This is a genomic window from Pseudomonas sp. FBCC-B1565 (assembly GCF_059133265.1).
Genome location: NZ_CP101438.1, coordinates 4,259,367 through 4,276,157 on the forward strand (window position 1 = coordinate 4,259,367; position 16,791 = coordinate 4,276,157).

A 16,791-nucleotide genomic window follows, 5' to 3' on the forward strand; every position below is an offset into this window, starting at 1 on the left:
TGCATCAGCCAATACATCTGGCAATGAAAGACCGCTATCGGGGGCAAGCCCCCTCCCACATTGATCGAGTTTGCCTGGGCGTCAGTCGCCGTAGATGTCGGCCTTGAAGTACTGCTGCGAAATCTTCTGGTACTCGCCACTGGCGCGAATGCCGTCGATGGCCGCGTTCAACTGGCTGACCAACTCGCTATTGCCCTTGCGCACGGCAATCCCGGCGCCCTCGCCCACGTATTTCGGGTCCTTGAGTTCCGGGCCGACAAACGCGTAGCCCTGGCCACGGGGCATCTGCAGGAAGTCATTCAAGGGGATGGTGTCGGCGAAGATCGCATCCAGCCGCCCGGCGGCCAGGTCCATGTAGATCTCTTCGTTATTGCTGTAGCGCTTGACGTTGATACCCTTGGGCTCGAACACCTCGGTGGCGTAGCGATCCGTGGTGGTCGCACGCTGCACGCCGACGGTCTTGCCCTTGAGGCTGGCGTACTGGTCGTCCACCACGGCGCCTTCCTTCATCACCAGCCGCGATGAGGTGAAGTAATACTTGTGGGTGAAATCCACCGACTTCTTGCGGTCTTCGTTGATGGTCATGGACGACAGCGCCATATCGATTTTCTTCACCTTGAGGGAAGGAATCAGGCCGTCGAACTCACCTTCGACCCACACGCACTTGACCTTCATCTGCGCACACAACGCATTGCCGATGTCGTAGTCGAAGCCGACGATCTTGCCTTCCTCGGTCTTGGACGCGAACGGTGGGTAAGCCGCCTCGATGCCGATGCGCAGGGTTTTCTCGGCGGCGGCCAAGGGGCCGGATGCAAGCAGGCTCAAGGCCAGGACGGTGACGAGGGAGCGTTTCTTCATGATCGGGTTCTCGCAAGTTGTTGTTGGTTTGGCAAGAGTGGGAAAGAGATGAATCGCATGTTTTTGTACTTATAATTCCATCTTGGACTTTTATGTCTTAACCGTCAATCTCACTGCTGCCTGGCGCAACACCCATGACTTTTTTGCACAACGCACCGGTGTTTTTGAGCGTTCTGCTCTGATTTATGCGTGCCTATACTCGGTCCAGCCTCTCGGTCCAGCCGGGGGGTCAGTCCCCACAACAATAATTAAGGACAGCCACCATGACCCAGCCCTTCCTGGCCGCTCGGGATTTTCTGCTCGCTCACCGCACCGACTACGCCACCGCTGTCCGGGATTTCCGTTGGCCGCAACTGGACGAATTCAACTGGGCCCTGGACTATTTCGACACAATGGCCGAGGGCAACGCGGCAGATGCACTGTGGATCGTCGAAGAAGACGGCAGTGAGCAGCGCTACAGCTTCGAGCAACTGGCCACGCGCTCCAATCAGGTGGCCAACCACTTGCGCGCCCTCGGTGTGCGTCGCGGTGACCGGGTGCTGTTGATGCTCGGCAACGATGTGGCGCTGTGGGACACCATGCTCGCCGCGTTCAAGCTCGGCGCCGTGGTCATCCCCGCCACCGCCCTGCTGAACCCCGACGACCTGCGCGACCGCGTCGAACGCGGGCAGGTGCGTCACCTGGTGGTCGGCGAAGCCCACGTGCATAAATTCGCCGGGCTGGCGGACGGTTGCAGTCGCGTCTGCGTGGGCTCGGCGCCGCAAGGTTGGGTGGCCCACAGCGCCGCCTTTGAACACCCCGAGCAGTTCGAGGCCGAAGGTCGCACCCTGGCCACCGACCCGATGTTGCTCTACTTCACCTCCGGCACCACGTCCAAGCCAAAGATGGTGCTGCACAGCCACCAGAGCTACCCGGTAGGCCACCTGTCGACCATGTACTGGATCGGCCTGCAGCCGGGCGACCTGCACCTGAATATCTCGTCACCCGGCTGGGCCAAGCATGCCTGGAGCTGCCTGTTCGCCCCGTGGAATGCCGGCGCGTGCATCTTTATCCATAACGTCGCACGGTTCAGCGCGCCGGCCTTGCTCAGTGCGTTGGAACGCTACGGCGTGACCAGCCTGTGCGCGCCGCCCACCGTGTGGCGCATGCTGATCCAGGAGGATCTCGCCAGCTACAAATCACGCCTGAGCCTGCGCGAACTGGTCGGCGCGGGCGAGCCGCTGAACCCGGAAATCATCGAGCAGATCCAGCACGCCTGGGGCTTGCCGCTGCGTGATGGTTTCGGCCAATCGGAAACCACCGCGCTGGTGGGCAACACGCCAGGCCAGGTACTCAAGCCCGGCTCCATGGGCCGCCCGCTGCCGGGCTACCAAGTGGCCTTGCTCGACCCGGACGGCATTCCGGGCAGCGAAGGCGAAGTCGCCCTGCCCCTGGATGTGCGCCCCCTCGGCCTGATGCTGTGCTACGAGGACAGCCCGGAGAAAACCGCCGAGGTCATGCGCGACGGCTACTACCGCACCGGCGACACCGCGCAGGTCGACGCCGACGGCTACATCACTTTCGTCGGGCGCGCCGACGATGTGTTCAAGGCGTCCGACTACCGCATCAGCCCGTTCGAGTTGGAAAGCGCCTTGATCGAACACCCGGCGGTCATGGAAGTGGCCGTGGTGCCGAGCCCCGACCCGTTGCGCCTGGCGGTGCCCAAGGCGTTCCTGATCCTGGCCCATGATGCGCCGGGCGACGCCGAGCTGGCCCGGCACATCCTGGCCTTTGCCCGCGAGCACCTGGCGCCTTACAAACGGGTGCGGCGTATCGAGTTCGTCAGCGAACTGCCCAAGACCATCTCCGGCAAGATCCGCCGCGTGGAACTGCGGCAGATGGAGGTGGTGCGGCGCCAGGGCGACACGCGAGGTGAGCGGGAACACTTCGAGGAAGATTTCGCTTAACCAACGCCCTGTGACGCAGGTGGCTGCATTCGGCAGGGCGTGCTGTGCGCCAATCGATCAGGCCACCTTGAACCGATTGACCAGGCGTTGCTGCTGCTCGGCCAGGCGCGCCAGCTCCTGGCTGGTAACGGCCGTCTGTTCGGCCCCGGCACTGACCTGGATCACCAGGTCATTGATCTCGTTGACGTTACGGTTGATGTCCTCCGAGACCGCACTCTGCTCTTCGGCGGCCGAGGCGATCTGCATGTTGCGATCACTGATACCCGACACCCCTTCAGCGATCTCTTGCAGCAACTCACCCGCACGTTCCACCTTGCTCGCACCGTCCTGCGCCTTGCCCAGGGTTTCCTGCATGGACGTGGCCGCACGGTCGGAGCCGGTCTGCAGGTTGCTGATCATCTGCTGAATGCTGCCCGTGGACTCCTGGGTCTTTTGCGCAAGCACACGGACTTCGGACGCCACCACGGCGAACCCACGGCCATGGTCCCCGGCCCGCGCCGCTTCGATCGCCGCATTCAAGGCCAGCAGATTGGTTTGCTCGGCAATGCCGCGAATAACGTCAAGCACGGTGGAAATGCCGTCGCTTTCCTGTTTCAGATCACCAATGATCAGCGCGGTTTCCTCGGCCTGCCCCGAGAGCTGACGGATCAGCGCGATGGTGCTTTCTATTTCGGCACGCCCTTGTGCGGTGCTGGTATTGACCCGCTGCGACATCTGCGCCGCATCGTTGGTGCTGTGCGCCACTTCGCGCACGGTGGCGCTCATCTGGTTGATCGCCGTCGCTACCAGCTCGGTGCTCTGGCGCTGCTGCTCGACGCTCTGGCTGGTCTGGATCGTGACCGTGGAGGACTCCTCCGCCGCCGTCGCCACTTGGGCGGTGGCGTTGCCGATTTCCTGCACGACGCCACTGATCTCTTGCGCCATGCGGTTGAGGTTGTGTGAGATCTGGCCGAATTCGTCCCGGCTCTGGTACGTCGCCCGTGCCGTGAGATCGCGCTGCGCCAGGTCGTTCAGTACCCGGTTCAGGTCGCGCACCGCCGAACCGATCATGCGGATGATCAGCCAGGACAACACCACGACCGCCAACAGGGCCACAACCACCGCGCCAATGGTCAACCACAGGGCACGACTGGCGGCATCGCGCTCATGCTTCGCCAGGTCGCTGACACTTTGGCCCAGGGCTTCTTCCACTTGGCTCATCAGGTCGATGCGGCGGGTGGAGGTTTCAAACCACGCCTCTGGCCTGATGCCCAGCGCCTGCCCCATCGGCACTTCAAACGCCAGGCGTTGCAACCTGCCAACTTCCACGGCGGCGGGGTTTTGCATGTGCTCATCGAATTGTTGAAGCGTGACTACCGGTGCCTTGCGGCGGAACGCATCGTAGTAGGCATTGAACTCACCCAGGTTGCGGCTGAAGCGCGACAGCAGCGTCGCATCAAAGTGGTCCTGGTTGAATACCAGCCCCAACACCACACGCTCGCGTCCGGCGCGTTCTTTCATTTCGATGAATTGGTTCAAGGCGCCGAGGGCATAGACCAGGGTCGCATTGTTGACGCTGGCTTCCAGGGAATGGGTATACCCGACCAGGGCTTGGATGATCTCGGTGTAACGCGCGCCGGACTCGGTGCTATTGAGGCTCAGTTTGTCGATTTGCCCACGGGTTGCCGGCAGTTGGTCCAAGGCACGCAGCACGCCATCCAGGCTCGCACCACCCGATGCCGTCAAACCGCGTACCACCTCGACCGCCGCGCTGGAGTCCTGGCGCATCTGCAACATCCTGTCGCCCATCGACTGGCCGCCACTGCCCAGGAAAACCCCGCTGGCGCCGCGCTCACGTTGTAGCGTGGTAATGAGTCGGCTCAGCTTCTGCGCGGTGGCGCTGGCCGTCACGGTCGCGTCCATGTCGCGCAGCGTCTTGTAGTTGTCCACCACGAACACGCCGGCCAACGTCAGGAACCCGAGCATGGGCAGTAGCAGGATCAACAACAGTTTCAGACGCAGTGGTGCATTCTTGAGCATTTGCCTAAAGCCTCATTTCCATGGGTCGCAGTAACGCACCGCGCCAGAATAGTGGCTCAATGATATCACCGCTACAACCCGCTCTACGCCCGCCCTGCCCATTCATGCCCGCCGATCCGACCTTGCATTGACCTGGATCAATCGCCGCCTCGATAACACCAGACTGGCCCATTTCTCTTGAATACTTGCCTGATCCTCCGACTTATCGATTAACGGATAGATAGCCCTTGCGCGCTGGTCTAGAGTTCGACAATAAGCGGCCACTGCGTTCACACCTAAAACAGGCCGCACCTACCGATGATCAGCAGGTGAGCCATGGAATTACGAATCAACCAAAAGGCCTATCAGGTCGATGCCGACGCGGACACCCCATTGCTGTGGGTGATCCGCGATGACCTGGGCCTGACCGGCACCAAGTACGGCTGCGGCCTGGCCCAGTGCGGCGCCTGTTCGGTGCTGGTGGACGGCAATGTGGTGCGCTCCTGCGTCACGCCGGTGGCCGGGGTGGTCGGGCGGGAAATCACCACCATCGAAGCGATTGAAGACGACGAGGTGGGCAAGCGTGTGGTCGCGACCTGGGTCGAGCAACAGGTGGCGCAATGCGGCTACTGCCAGTCCGGGCAGGTGATGGCGGCGACGGCGCTGCTCAAGCACACCCCTGCACCGAGCAAGGCGCAGATCGACGCGGCCATGATCAACCTGTGCCGCTGCGGCACGTACAACGCCATCCACGCGGCCGTCGATGCCCTGGCCAAGCAGGAGGGCGCGTAATGAACATCCTCAACGAACTGCTCGATGCACCGGTCAACCTGTCACGCCGCCGCTTTCTGGCGAGCACCGCCGTGGGCGCGCTGGTCATCGGTTTCGGCCTGCCACTGGGCTCGGGCCGGGTGCAAGCCGCCACTGCCGCTGAACGCGGTACCCAGGTGCCGGCGTTTCTGGAGATTCGCCCGGACGGCACGGTGCGCCTGCTCAGCCCCTTCATGGAAGGCGGGCAAGGCACCCACACCGCCATGGCGCAGATTGTCGGCGAAGAACTGGATGCCGACCCCGCCACTTTCATCGTCGAGGCCGCGCCGCCCGGCGAAACCTATGTGGTGATGGAAAACGGTATGCGCATCACCGGCGGCAGCATGTCGGTGCGCATGAGCTACCCGACCATGCGCCGCCTCGGCGCCCTCGCCCGCGCCATGTTGCTGCAGGCCGGCGCCAAACAATTGGGCGTGCCGGTGGGCGAGCTGACCACCCAGCCTGGCCGTGTGGTACACGCCGCATCCGGCCGCTCGCTGAACTACGGCGAACTGGCCGGTCGCGCCCTGGATATGCCAGTGCCCGATCCCGCCAGCATCACCCTGCGCGATCCGAGCCAGTTCCGCTGGATCGGCAAGCCGGTCAAGCGCCTCGACGCCTACGACAAATCCACTGGCAAGGCGCTCTACAGCATCGACCTGAAAGTCGACGATATGCTTCACGCCGCCGTCCAGCATGCGCCACGCCTGGGCATGACCGTGGGCAGCCTGCGTAACCAGACACAGGTCGAAGGTATGAAAGGCGTGCATTCAGTGCACGTACTGCCCGGTGCGGTGGCGGTGGTGGCTGAACGCTGGTGGCACGCCAAGCGTGCGGTGGAAGCGGTCCAGGTCGACTGGCAGGAAGCGGGCGCCGACTCGACGCTGCGCGTAATGCCAGCGGACTTCTCCAGCGACAAGCATTTCGAGTTCCTCGCCGCCCAGCAAGGCCCGGCCCGTGACGATGAGAATGAAGGCGACGTGGCCGCCGCGCTCAAAGGCGCCAAGACCCAGGTCGAAGCGACGTATCACAACCAGTACCTCAACCACGGCCAGTTGGAGCCGCCCTCCGCCCTGGCGCGCTTCAACCCGGATGGCACCCTGGATATCTGGCTGCCCAACCAGGCGCCGGACATGTTTCGCGCCGACATTGCCAAGCGCACCGGCCTGGACCCTGCGCAAATCAACCTGCACTCGCCGTTGCTCGGCGGCTTTTTCGGCCGGCATTTCCTGTATGAGTCGGCCAACCCCTACCCGCAGGCCATCGCGCTCGCCAAGGCGGTGGGCCGTCCGATCAAGCTGATCTGGAGCCGTGAGGAAGAGTTCCTGCGCGACGTATTGCGCCCAGTGGCGGTGGTCAAGTTCCGCGCCGCGCTGGATGACAAAGGCCTGCCGGTGGCCATCGAAGCGGTAAGCGCCACCGAAGGCCCGACTGAAGCCCTCACCGGCAAACAGGGCGACAAGATCGACCCCACGGCGGTCGAAGGATTGTCGGGCAAGTCCTACGCCATCCCCAACAAACGCATCGCGCAGATCTACGTCAAAGGCGCGCCCATGCTCGGCTACTGGCGTTCGGTGGGCAATTCGCTGAATGACTTTTTCTATGAATCGTTCCTCGACGAACTGGCGGACAAGGGCAAACAGGATCCCTATGAACTGCGCCTGCACCTGCTGCGCGACAACCCACGGCTGACCACCCTGCTTAAAGCCGCGGTTGAACTGTCTGGCGGCTGGAAGCGTGGCCCCTTCACCGCTGAAGACGGCAGCCGGCGCGCACGCGGCGTAGCCATGGCCTCGCCGTTCGGCTCCCACACGGCAGCGATCGCCGAAGTGTCGATCGAGAATGGCAAGGTCAGGGTGCACGATATCTGGCAGGCCATCGACCCGGGCAGCATCGTCAACCCGGCGATTGTCGAGGCTCAGGTGAATGGCGCGGTGGCGCTGGGCTTGTCACAGACCTTGCTGGAAGAAGCGGTGTACGTGGACGGCAAGCCACGGGCGCGCAACTACGACCTGTACCCGATCCTGGCACCGGCGCAGATGGCGCGGGTGCATGTGCGGGTCGTCGAGAGTGGCGAAAAGATGGGTGGTATCGGCGAGCCGCCGTTGCCTGCTGTGGCACCGGCCGTGGCGAATGCGGTGGCGCAATTGACCGGCCAGCGTGTTCGCAGCCTGCCCTTGAGCCGACACACCTTCAGCTGACTTTCAGGAAATGCCCATGAACAACCGTCGATTCGCAAGAACCGCAGGCTGGCTGGCGCTGCCCTGCCTGGTCGCGGCAGGCCTGCTGGCCTGGTACGTCACCCGTGAGCCTGCTACTCCGTTTGCACACGCACCGGCCACCGCCACCTTCGAGCCGGCCCTGGTCAGCCGTGGCGAATATGTCGCGCGTCTCAGCGACTGCGTGGCCTGCCACAGCCTGCCGGGCAAGGCGCCGTTTGCCGGTGGCCTGGAAATGGCCACGCCGTTGGGGGCGATCCATGCCACCAACATCACCCCGGACAAAACCACCGGGATCGGCACCTACAGCCTGGCCGACTTCGACCGCGCGGTGCGCCACGGCGTGGCACCGGGTGGCCGACGGTTGTACCCGGCGATGCCCTACCCGTCCTACGTCAAGCTCAGCGACGACGACATGAAAGCGCTGTACGCGTTCTTCATGCAGGGCGTGCAACCGGCCAATCAGCCGAATATCCCCAGTGATATTCCGTGGCCGCTCAACCTGCGCTGGCCCATTGCACTGTGGAACGGCGTGTTCGCACCGACCGCGCCGTACGCGACCAAACCCAACCAGGACGCGCTGTGGAACCGTGGCGCTTATATCGTCCAAGGCCCCGGCCACTGCGGCAGTTGCCACACGCCACGCGGCCTGGCCTTCAACGAGAAAGCACTGGATGAGGCCGGTGCGCCGTTCCTTGCCGGCGCCCTGCTCGACGGCTGGTATGCACCCAGCCTGCGCCAGGACCCCAACACCGGGCTGGGCCGCTGGACCGAGCCGCAGATCGTGCAGTTCCTCAAGACCGGGCGCAATGCCCATGCGGTGGTCTACGGCTCGATGACCGAAGCTTTCAACAACTCCACCCAGTTCATGCAGGACGACGACCTCGCCGCCATCGCCCGCTACCTCAAGTCACTGCCCGGCGACCCGCAGCGCGACGGCAGTCCCTGGCAGTATCAGACGGTCGCCGCCAACCCGGACACCCCCGGCGCCCACACCTACGCGACCCGCTGCGCCTCGTGCCACGGCCTTGACGGCAAGGGCCAGCCCGAATGGATGCCCCCCCTGGCCGGCGCCACCTCGGCCCTGGCCAAGGAAAGCGCCTCAGCCATCAACATCACCCTCAACGGCTCGCAACGTGTGGTGACGGCTGGCGTGCCGGACGCCTATCGCATGCCGGCGTTCCGTGAGCAACTGACCGACCCGCAAATCGCCGAGGTGCTCAGCTATGTGCGCGGCACCTGGGGTAACAACGGCGGCGCGGTGGATGTGAAGGCGGTGGGCAAGTTGCGCGGGCATACCGACCCGGCGAGCAGCAGCCCGATCATCTTGCACATGCGCTGAGTTCAACGCTTCAGGTTTTTCACACTGGCAAACGTTGCCTCGCCCCGCGCCTGCTCCAATACATTCATTGGCGCGGGCGCCGGCAATGTGTGCAACGCCGGCTTGAGCACGATGGACCGCTCGCTGTCCGTGACGGAACGCTCGTCACTGGGCGGCACGCCGAAGTACTCGCGATAGCACTTGGAGAAATGCGGCGTGGACACAAAGCCGCAGAGCACGGCCAATTCGACGATTGAAATCGGTGTCTGCTTGAGCAACTGCCGCGCGCGGATCAACCGCAATCGCAGGTAGTAGCGTGAGGGCGAACAGTGCAGGTATTTCTGGAACATCCGCTCAAGCTGGCGACGCGACAGCGCTACATACGCCGCCAGTTCATCCAGGTTGATCGGTTCTTCCAGGTTGGCTTCCATCAATGCCACGACCTCCTGCAGCTTGGGCTGCTGGGTGCCGAGCATGTGCTTGAGGGGTACGCGCTGGTGGTCCTGCTCGTTGCGGATGCGCTCGTACACAAACATGTCCGAGATCGCCGCCGACAGTTCATGCCCGTGATCACGGCCGATCAGGTGCAGCATCATGTCCAGCGGCGCCGTGCCGCCTGAACTGGTGAGCCGGTCGCGGTCGAGGCTGAACAGGCTGGAACTGACAGTCACCCGTGGAAAGGCCTCCTGCATCGCCGCCAACCACTCCCAATGCACGCTGCATTCATAGCCGTCGAGCAAGCCGGCCCGCGCCAACACAAAGCTGCCAGTGCAAATGCCCCCCAGTCGCTTGGTATAACGCGCCTGGCCGCGCAGCCACTTGACCAGTTCGCCGGTCACGGTGCCCTGGATGCCGATACCGCCACACACCATCACAATGTCGGCAGGCGGCACGCTGAGGATCGAACCGTCCGGCGTGATCGGCACACCGTCACTGGCCCACACCGGGTTGCCGTCCGGGCTAGCCGTGTGCCACTTGTAAAGCTCCTGGCCCGACAACTGGTTGGCCATGCGCAACGGCTCGACCGCCGCCGCCAGCGACATCAGGGTGAACTGGTCCAGCAGCAGGAAAACAATACTGCTGACCGGGCGGCCACTCATGATTGCGAAACGGCGGCCACTGGTTTTTGCGCGGGTTCCGGGTGCCGCGCCGTGAGCAAGCCGATCAAGGAAATTATCAGGGCCAGCACGAGGGTCGAAGAGACTTCGAAACGGTGTTCGGGCGTGAACAGCATCACCGTCAAGGCCGCGCAGATAAACGCGATGACCAGCCAGGTCAGCCACGGAAACAACCACATCTGGAAGCTCAGCGTGACCTTGCGCTGGCGCAGGATCTTGCGCATGCGCAACTGCGAAACCGCGATCACCAGGTACACCAGCAAGGCGATGGCCCCCGAACTGGCCAACAGGAACTGGAACAGCCCGGCCGGCATGAAGTAGCTGAGCAGGGTCACGCCCGCGCCGAGGATGGTGCTGGCGATCACCGCAGCCCTCGGCACACTTGCCGCCGAGGTCTTGTTCATCAGCGCGGGTGCATCTCCCCGCTTGCCGAGGGAAAACAGCATGCGCGAGGCGATGTAAATGGAAGAGTTCATGCAACTGGCCACGGCGATCAGCACCACCACGTCCACCAGCAGCTTGGCGTGGGGAATGTTCATCAACTCCAACGCACGCTGATAAGAGCCGACCGAGGCCAGCAACGGGTCATCCCATGGCACCACGGAGATCACCACGAAGATCGACAACAGGTAGAACACCCCGATGCGCCACATCACCGAGCGCGTAGCCCGGGCGATGTTCTGCGCCGGGTTGCTGGACTCGGCCGCCGCGATGGTGACCGCTTCGGTGCCGATAAAACTGAACATGATGGTGATAAAGGCGCCGACCACCGCCGACAGCCCGTTGGGCGCAAACCCGCCATGGTCCTGCATCAACTGGCCAAGCCCACTGGCCTCACGCTCCGGCACCCAGCCCATCAGCACCGCGAAGCCCACGCCGATAAAAGCGATGATCGCGATCACCTTGGCCATGGCGAACCAGAACTCGAATTCGCCGTACTTGGACACACTGAACAGGTTGGTGACCACCAACAAAAAGATCGACAACAAGGCAAACAGCCAAGCGTCGATCTGCGGGAACCACTGGTTGAGGATATGCCCGGCGGCCAGGGCCTCGATGGGAATCACCAGCACCCAGAACCACCAGTACAGCCAGCCGATGGTGAAGCCGGCCCAGCGGCCGATGGCCTGGTCGGCGTAGGTCGAGAATGAACCGGTGTCCGGGTTGGCCACCGCCATCTCCCCCAGCATGCGCATGACCAGCACCACCAGCAGGCCGGAAAACAGATAGGCCAGCAGCACCGCCGGCCCCGCCGCCGCAATCGCATGCCCGGACCCGACAAACAACCCCGCGCCGATGATCCCCGCAATGGAAAGCATGGTGACATGGCGCGGCTTGAAGCCTTGCGCCAACTGGCCGTTCGAGTCGCTGGAATGGAGGCTATTCATTGTTTTTGTTGTTCTCGGTGATCGGCGTGAGGACTGACTGGAGGGTCAGGCGATCATCATTTTTGAATGATGAGTCACCTTACGCGGGCTGACCGGCGCGAAAATAGCCTGGAAACGGCGGGGGTTGGTCTGATATCGACATAAGACCTTATCTGGCTATGGAATCGGAATCTGACTACTTAACGGATCACCGGTTACGCACGGACATACGCGGGCACCCTCCTCAAAATCGATCCCTCACTGATAGGTAGGGATGTGCGTACCCAAATCGGGACCCGCAGACGCTGAACCAATGCCCTGACTGTCGCTTTGTCCAATTGCTTTTATATACATATAAAATATGCATAATGAGAACTTTCAGGATTCAATACGACAAAGCAAAAAGCATCGCTAATCAGCAAAAGCACAAGGGCGTGAGCCTTGCCGATGCAGAACCGGTGTTTTACGACGAGACCGCTCTAACCATACAAGACAATGATCACGACGAAGAGCGTTGGATAATCATGGGTACGGACGCAAAGGGACGCGTATTGGTAGTGGCCTACACCTACCGCGATCCAAATTTCGTACGGATTATCAGTGCCAGGCGTGCATCCAAAAATGAACGACGCCAGTACTTGGAGGCTTGAACCATGAAAGACGACTACGACTTCAGCTCCGGCAAGCGCGGTGCAGTCGCCAGCAACAAAGGCAAAACCCGCATCACTATCATGCTGGATGATGCGGTGATCGCAGCCGCCCGCGAGCGAGCGGAAAATGCAGGTACGGGTTATCAAACCGTGATCAACAACCTACTGCGCCAAGTGTTGGTTTCCCAAGACGCGCATAACCTCGGATCCGCACTGACGAGAAAAGCCAAAACCCTGCAAGTCATCAAGGAGGGAATCAGCCTTTGCGAAGTCGAAGCGCTGGAACAGCAGCTGATCGCACTCGCTGGAGAGTTGCATCGAGTACTAGGCACGCCAGCCGACCAAATCAAAGGCTAAATCCACTCTGTCGAGATGATCATTTGCCCACACGCTCGATAAACATCCAACAGGTAGGTGAAATTCACCCACCCCCAGTGAGGGCTGGCCCTATCAACTACATGCACCCTCCATCAAACCTCCCGCAAACATCCACCCCCCTCGCGCACACTGGCGCCTCCTGAAACCGCAAAAACGCTTCAGAGGTGCCCATGTTCCGAACCCTTGCGGCGAGCATCCTGCTGATGTCCGCGCCCCTGGCGATAGCCACGCCGCTCACGGACGAACAGCGCTCGGCCATCGACCGCTATGTCAATGCAGAAATAACCCGGCAGCAGTTGCCGGGCCTGGCCCTCGGTATCTACCGGAACGGCCAGGCCGTGCTCGCCAAGGGCTATGGCCTGGCGAATGTGGAACTCAACGTGCCCATGAGCGCCGACAGCGTGTTGCAATCCGGCTCGGTGGGTAAATCCTTTACCGCAACGGCCGTCATGATGCTGGTGGAGCAAGGCAAGGTCGGCCTGGACGACAGCATCCGCCAGTACTTCCCCGAGGCGCCGGCGAATTGGGCGCCGATCAAGATTGCCCATCTGTTGTCCCACACGTCCGGCTTGTCCGCCTACGACACGCCAGCGCTGCAAAAGCCCGGCGGCCCATTGGATATACGCCGCGACTTCAGCGAAGCGCAGCTGGCCAAGGCGATCACCAAGCTGCCGCTGGACTTCAAGGCCGGGCAGCACTGGGCCTACGAAAACACCAATTTCGTGCTGCTCGGCATCCTGATCCAGCGTGTCAGTGGGATACCTTATGGCGAGTTTCTCCAGCAGCGTATCTTCACACCGCTGGGCATGCGCTCATCACGGGTCATCTCGGACCTTGAGATAGTACCCAACCGGGCGGCGGGCTACGAACGGGTCGACGGTGAGCTGAGGAATCAGGAATGGGTGTCGCCGACCTTCAATGCCACGGCGGACGGCACGCTCTATTTCAGCGTCCGCGACCTGGAGCGCTGGGACCGTGCCCTCTATGATGAAACCCTGCTGACACACGCCTCGCTGCAACGGATGTGGACGCCCTACCCCTACGCCGGCAAACAGCGGGCGCAAGGCTACGGGTTCGGCTGGGAAATCCGCACGATCAACGGCCACCCCGTGGTCGAGCACGGCGGCTCCTGGCAAGGCTTTACCTCGTCCATAGCGCGCTACCTCGACGACCGGTTGACGGTGGTGGTGCTGACCAACCTGGATGCCGAACACAGCTACCCGGAAGTCATCGGACGTGGCGTCGCCGGCCTGATCGAACCCGGATTGAAGTGATCAGGGCCAACAAAAAATGCCGATCTCCATCATTCCTCCACAAAACCTCCCCTGAATGCGCACGTTCGTTGCGCACAATAGGTTTCATCAGAGTGCCCGGTCGACCGGGTTCACACGGAGAACGGCATGATTCCAGCCCTGTACGTCGCAAAAACCGGCTTGTCGGCCCAGGACACGCAGCTGACGACGATTTCCAACAACCTGGCGAACGTTTCGACCACTGGGTTCAAACGTGATCGCGCCGAGTTCCAGGACTTGCTCTACCAGATCAAGCGCCAGCCGGGTGCGCAGTCGACACAGAACACTGCACTGCCGTCGGGGTTGCAACTGGGCACGGGGGTGCAGATCGTCGGCACCCAGAAAAACTTCAGCGCCGGCAGCCTGCAGACCACCGGGCAACCGCTGGACCTGGCGGTGAACGGGCGCGGTTTTTTCCAGGTGCTGCAGCCGGACGGCACCACCGGCTATACCCGCGACGGCACCTTTCACCTGAATGCCAATGGCCAGGTGGTCACGGCCAGTGGCTTTGCGCTGGAACCGGCCGTCGTGGTGCCAGACAACGCCAAGACCTTCACCGTGGGCCAGGATGGCACGGTGTCGATCACCGTGGCCGGCAACCCCGCTGCGCAAGTGATCGGCAACCTGCAGACCGCCGACTTCATCAACCCTGCGGGCTTGCAGGCAATCGGCAACAACCTGTTCCTGGAGACCGCCTCCAGCGGCGCGCCACAGGTCGGTACGCCGGGGCTCAATGGCTTCGGCACCACCCTGCAACGGTCCCTGGAGACCTCCAACGTGAGCACCGTTGAAGAGATGGTCAACATGATCACCACGCAACGGGCCTATGAAATGAACTCCAAAGTGATTTCCACCGCCAACCAGATGTTGGGCGCCCTCACCCAGAAGCTATGATCAACACTTGAACGCGTGGCCAGGGAGCGGCAAACACGACAAGGCTTATTCACCGAGCAGACTATGAACGATTTCCCCGTTACATCGACGCCCCGTCCGAACAGCGTCCGAGACACCCAGGCGCTGATCCTGATCGCCGAAGACGAGCCCGAGATCGCCGACATCCTGATCGCCTACCTCAAGCGCAGTGGCTTTCGCACCGCCCACGCCCTCGACGGCCGGCGCGCCCTCGAACTGCACCAGACGCTCAAGCCGGACCTGATGCTGCTGGACGTGCTGATGCCGCATGTGGATGGCTGGAAGGTCCTGGCCGAAGTGCGCCATCGCGGCAATACGCCGGTGATCATGCTGACCGCCCAGGACCAGGACATGGACAAGCTGATGGGCCTGCGCATCGGTGCCGACGACTATATCGTCAAGCCGTTCAACCCGGCCGAGGTGGTGGCGCGTACCCAGGCTGTGCTGCGACGTTCCATCGACTACAAATATGCCGCCGGCGCCAATGTGTTGCGGGTCGATGGGTTTGAAATCGATATCGAAAGCCATCAGGTCACGCTGAATATAGAGGGTAAGGTGCTGCCGCTGCTGCTGACCGTCACCGAATTTAAACTGCTCGCCCAATTGGCCCGGGCACCCAAGCGCGTGTTCAGCCGCGCGGAATTGCTGGCGCTGTGCTCCCCGGAAAGCGACAGCCTGGAACGCACGGTCGACAGCCATATCAGCAAGTTGCGCCGCAAGATCGAAGACCTGGGGCTGCAGGGCGTGCCGGCGAGCATTCGCGGCGTGGGCTACCGGTTCGGGAGTGGCGTGTGAAGAAGCTCAATGGCTTGAGCCGCCAGATCATTGCCGCCATGTCGGCGGTGGTGCTCTGCGTGATCGCCCTGGCCGTGATCGGCTCCTACGTGTTCTATGCGCTGTTGTGGACCTACTGGCCGCTCTCGGACGAGCAGGCCGATGCCTGGCTGCCGGCCAATGTCGAGTGGGCGTGGATGGCCTTGACCACCTGCGTCAGCCTGGCGGTGGGTGCCTTCGTGGCCACGCGGCTGTCGCGGCGGATCCTGATGCCGCTCAACTCGGTGGCCGAGAACCTGCGCAAACTGGCGGATGGCGACCTCGACGTGCAAGCCGTCGCCGGTGACCAGTCCATCGGTGAAGCGGCGATCCTGGTGGATGACTTCAACAGCATGGCCCAGCGCTTGAAGCGCATGGCACAGGAGCAGGCATTCTGGAATGCGGCGATTGCCCATGAACTGCGCACGCCGCTGACCATCCTGCGCGGCCGCCTGCAAGGTTTGGCCGAGGGTGTATTCGAACCGAACACGGCGCAGTTCTACAGCCTGCTCGGCCAGGTCGAAGGGCTGGCGCGGATGATCGAGGACCTGCGGGTGGTGGGCCTGGGCGACAGCGGCTACCTTGAACTCAACGTGCAAGACGCCGACCTGGCCGCCGGCATTGAAGAGGATGTGCGGCTGTTCGAACCGAGCCTGGTCGCCGCCGGTTTTACCCTGCAACTGGACCTGCAGCGCCGCACCCTGCGCTGCGACCCGGCACGGATCCGCCAGGCGCTGCTGGCCCTGCTCGACAACGTGCGTCGGCACGCCACGCCCGGCAACGTCAACGTGCACCTGAGCACGCGCGATGGCATGCACTACCTGAGGGTGCGCGACGATGGCCCCGGGATCGATGAGGACCTGGCCATGCACCTGTTCGATGCCTTCCAGCGCGGCGAAAACTCGCGGTCCCGCGCCCAGGGTGGCAGCGGCCTGGGCCTGGCGGTGGTGCGCGCGATTGCCCTCGCCCACGGCGGTGCGGTGACGTGCCGGAAAATGGAAAACGGCGGAACGCTGTTTGAACTCAGTTGGAATCTTTAAGTAAACCAGGCCCCACCATGCGCATCTTTTCCATGATGTTCAGAACAACCCGGTGCTATCGATGCTTTG

Annotated in this window: 14 protein-coding genes; 10 read left to right on the top strand and 4 right to left on the bottom strand. The window is 62.6% G+C overall.

Going from position 1 to position 16,791, the window contains the following annotated elements:
• Window positions 1-81: 81 nt before the first annotated feature.
• Window positions 82-858, bottom strand: coding sequence for an ABC transporter substrate-binding protein (locus tag NL123_RS19580; protein ID WP_494356135.1), 777 nt, complete (start codon window positions 856-858; stop codon window positions 82-84).
• A gap of 263 nt (window positions 859-1,121) precedes the next feature.
• Between NL123_RS19580 and NL123_RS19585 the strand changes: the two genes are divergently transcribed.
• Window positions 1,122-2,804 carry an AMP-binding protein gene (locus NL123_RS19585; protein WP_494356136.1) on the top strand — a complete coding sequence of 561 codons (1,683 nt, stop codon included), beginning with the start codon at window positions 1,122-1,124 and terminating at the stop codon, window positions 2,802-2,804.
• Between the two features lie 57 nt (window positions 2,805-2,861).
• Here NL123_RS19585 and NL123_RS19590 read toward each other — a convergent pair whose 3' ends face one another.
• The gene (locus NL123_RS19590; protein WP_494358329.1) at window positions 2,862-4,769 is read right to left on the bottom strand and encodes a methyl-accepting chemotaxis protein; all 1,908 of its coding nucleotides are present in this window, start codon (window positions 4,767-4,769) and stop codon (window positions 2,862-2,864) included.
• Window positions 4,770-5,138: 369 nt separating this feature from the next.
• Between NL123_RS19590 and NL123_RS19595 the strand changes: the two genes are divergently transcribed.
• Genes NL123_RS19595 through NL123_RS19605 form a run of 3 tightly spaced genes read left to right on the top strand, consistent with a single transcriptional unit; the run spans window position 5,139 to window position 9,173 of the window.
• Window positions 5,139-5,594: a (2Fe-2S)-binding protein gene (locus tag NL123_RS19595; protein ID WP_071494947.1), complete on the top strand. Its 456-nt coding sequence runs from the start codon at window positions 5,139-5,141 to the stop codon at window positions 5,592-5,594.
• Complete coding sequence (locus NL123_RS19600; protein WP_494356137.1) at window positions 5,594-7,813, top strand: xanthine dehydrogenase family protein molybdopterin-binding subunit; 2,220 nt, start codon at window positions 5,594-5,596, stop codon at window positions 7,811-7,813. Before NL123_RS19595 ends, NL123_RS19600 begins: the two co-directional genes overlap by 1 nt.
• 16 nt (window positions 7,814-7,829) lie before the next feature.
• A complete protein-coding gene (locus tag NL123_RS19605; protein WP_494356138.1) occupies window positions 7,830-9,173 on the top strand; it encodes a c-type cytochrome in 1,344 nt (447 codons plus the stop codon).
• A 2-nt stretch (window positions 9,174-9,175) separates the two neighbouring features.
• Here the strand turns inward: NL123_RS19605 and gbdR are convergent, their stop codons facing one another.
• Together gbdR and gabP are read right to left on the bottom strand one after the other, a co-directional pair.
• Window positions 9,176-10,252, bottom strand: coding sequence for a choline metabolism transcriptional regulator GbdR (gene gbdR, locus NL123_RS19610; protein WP_494356139.1), 1,077 nt, complete (start codon window positions 10,250-10,252; stop codon window positions 9,176-9,178).
• The gene (gene gabP, locus NL123_RS19615; RefSeq protein ID WP_494356140.1) at window positions 10,249-11,658 is read right to left on the bottom strand and encodes a GABA permease; all 1,410 of its coding nucleotides are present in this window, start codon (window positions 11,656-11,658) and stop codon (window positions 10,249-10,251) included. The genes gbdR and gabP overlap by 4 nt, the downstream gene beginning before the upstream one ends.
• 347 nt (window positions 11,659-12,005) lie before the next feature.
• On the opposite strand from gabP, the gene NL123_RS19620 reads away from it, so the two are divergent.
• From NL123_RS19620 to NL123_RS19645, 6 genes are all read left to right on the top strand, one after another.
• A complete protein-coding gene (locus tag NL123_RS19620) occupies window positions 12,006-12,287 on the top strand; it encodes a BrnT family toxin (protein ID WP_248487706.1) in 282 nt (93 codons plus the stop codon).
• A gap of 3 nt (window positions 12,288-12,290) precedes the next feature.
• Window positions 12,291-12,644: a BrnA antitoxin family protein gene (locus tag NL123_RS19625; protein WP_494356141.1), complete on the top strand. Its 354-nt coding sequence runs from the start codon at window positions 12,291-12,293 to the stop codon at window positions 12,642-12,644.
• Between the two features lie 191 nt (window positions 12,645-12,835).
• On the top strand, window positions 12,836-13,939 hold the full coding sequence (locus NL123_RS19630) for a serine hydrolase domain-containing protein (RefSeq protein ID WP_494356142.1): 1,104 nt from the start codon (window positions 12,836-12,838) through the stop codon (window positions 13,937-13,939).
• Between the two features lie 126 nt (window positions 13,940-14,065).
• On the top strand, window positions 14,066-14,851 hold the full coding sequence (flgG, locus tag NL123_RS19635) for a flagellar basal-body rod protein FlgG (protein WP_494356143.1): 786 nt from the start codon (window positions 14,066-14,068) through the stop codon (window positions 14,849-14,851).
• A gap of 63 nt (window positions 14,852-14,914) precedes the next feature.
• On the top strand, window positions 14,915-15,664 hold the full coding sequence (locus tag NL123_RS19640; protein WP_248487702.1) for a response regulator: 750 nt from the start codon (window positions 14,915-14,917) through the stop codon (window positions 15,662-15,664).
• Window positions 15,661-16,722, top strand: coding sequence for an ATP-binding protein (locus NL123_RS19645; protein ID WP_494356144.1), 1,062 nt, complete (start codon window positions 15,661-15,663; stop codon window positions 16,720-16,722). The genes NL123_RS19640 and NL123_RS19645 overlap by 4 nt, the downstream gene beginning before the upstream one ends.
• Window positions 16,723-16,791 lie beyond the last annotated feature (69 nt).

What these genes read in the sequence shown, in the direction of transcription:
- NL123_RS19630 (WP_494356142.1), top strand. Translation starts at nt 12,836, where the DNA reads ATGTTCCGAACCCTTGCGGCGAGCATCCTGCTGATGTCCGCGCCCCTG.
- gbdR (WP_494356139.1), bottom strand. Translation starts at nt 10,252, where the DNA reads ATGAGTGGCCGCCCGGTCAGCAGTATTGTTTTCCTGCTGCTGGACCAG.
- NL123_RS19605 (WP_494356138.1), top strand. Translation starts at nt 7,830, where the DNA reads ATGAACAACCGTCGATTCGCAAGAACCGCAGGCTGGCTGGCGCTGCCC.
- NL123_RS19620 (WP_248487706.1), top strand. Translation starts at nt 12,006, where the DNA reads ATGAGAACTTTCAGGATTCAATACGACAAAGCAAAAAGCATCGCTAAT.
- NL123_RS19595 (WP_071494947.1), top strand. Translation starts at nt 5,139, where the DNA reads ATGGAATTACGAATCAACCAAAAGGCCTATCAGGTCGATGCCGACGCG.
- NL123_RS19585 (WP_494356136.1), top strand. Translation starts at nt 1,122, where the DNA reads ATGACCCAGCCCTTCCTGGCCGCTCGGGATTTTCTGCTCGCTCACCGC.
- flgG (WP_494356143.1), top strand. Translation starts at nt 14,066, where the DNA reads ATGATTCCAGCCCTGTACGTCGCAAAAACCGGCTTGTCGGCCCAGGAC.
- NL123_RS19640 (WP_248487702.1), top strand. Translation starts at nt 14,915, where the DNA reads ATGAACGATTTCCCCGTTACATCGACGCCCCGTCCGAACAGCGTCCGA.
- NL123_RS19625 (WP_494356141.1), top strand. Translation starts at nt 12,291, where the DNA reads ATGAAAGACGACTACGACTTCAGCTCCGGCAAGCGCGGTGCAGTCGCC.
- NL123_RS19590 (WP_494358329.1), bottom strand. Translation starts at nt 4,769, where the DNA reads ATGCTCGGGTTCCTGACGTTGGCCGGCGTGTTCGTGGTGGACAACTAC.
- gabP (WP_494356140.1), bottom strand. Translation starts at nt 11,658, where the DNA reads ATGAATAGCCTCCATTCCAGCGACTCGAACGGCCAGTTGGCGCAAGGC.
- NL123_RS19600 (WP_494356137.1), top strand. Translation starts at nt 5,594, where the DNA reads ATGAACATCCTCAACGAACTGCTCGATGCACCGGTCAACCTGTCACGC.
- NL123_RS19580 (WP_494356135.1), bottom strand. Translation starts at nt 858, where the DNA reads ATGAAGAAACGCTCCCTCGTCACCGTCCTGGCCTTGAGCCTGCTTGCA.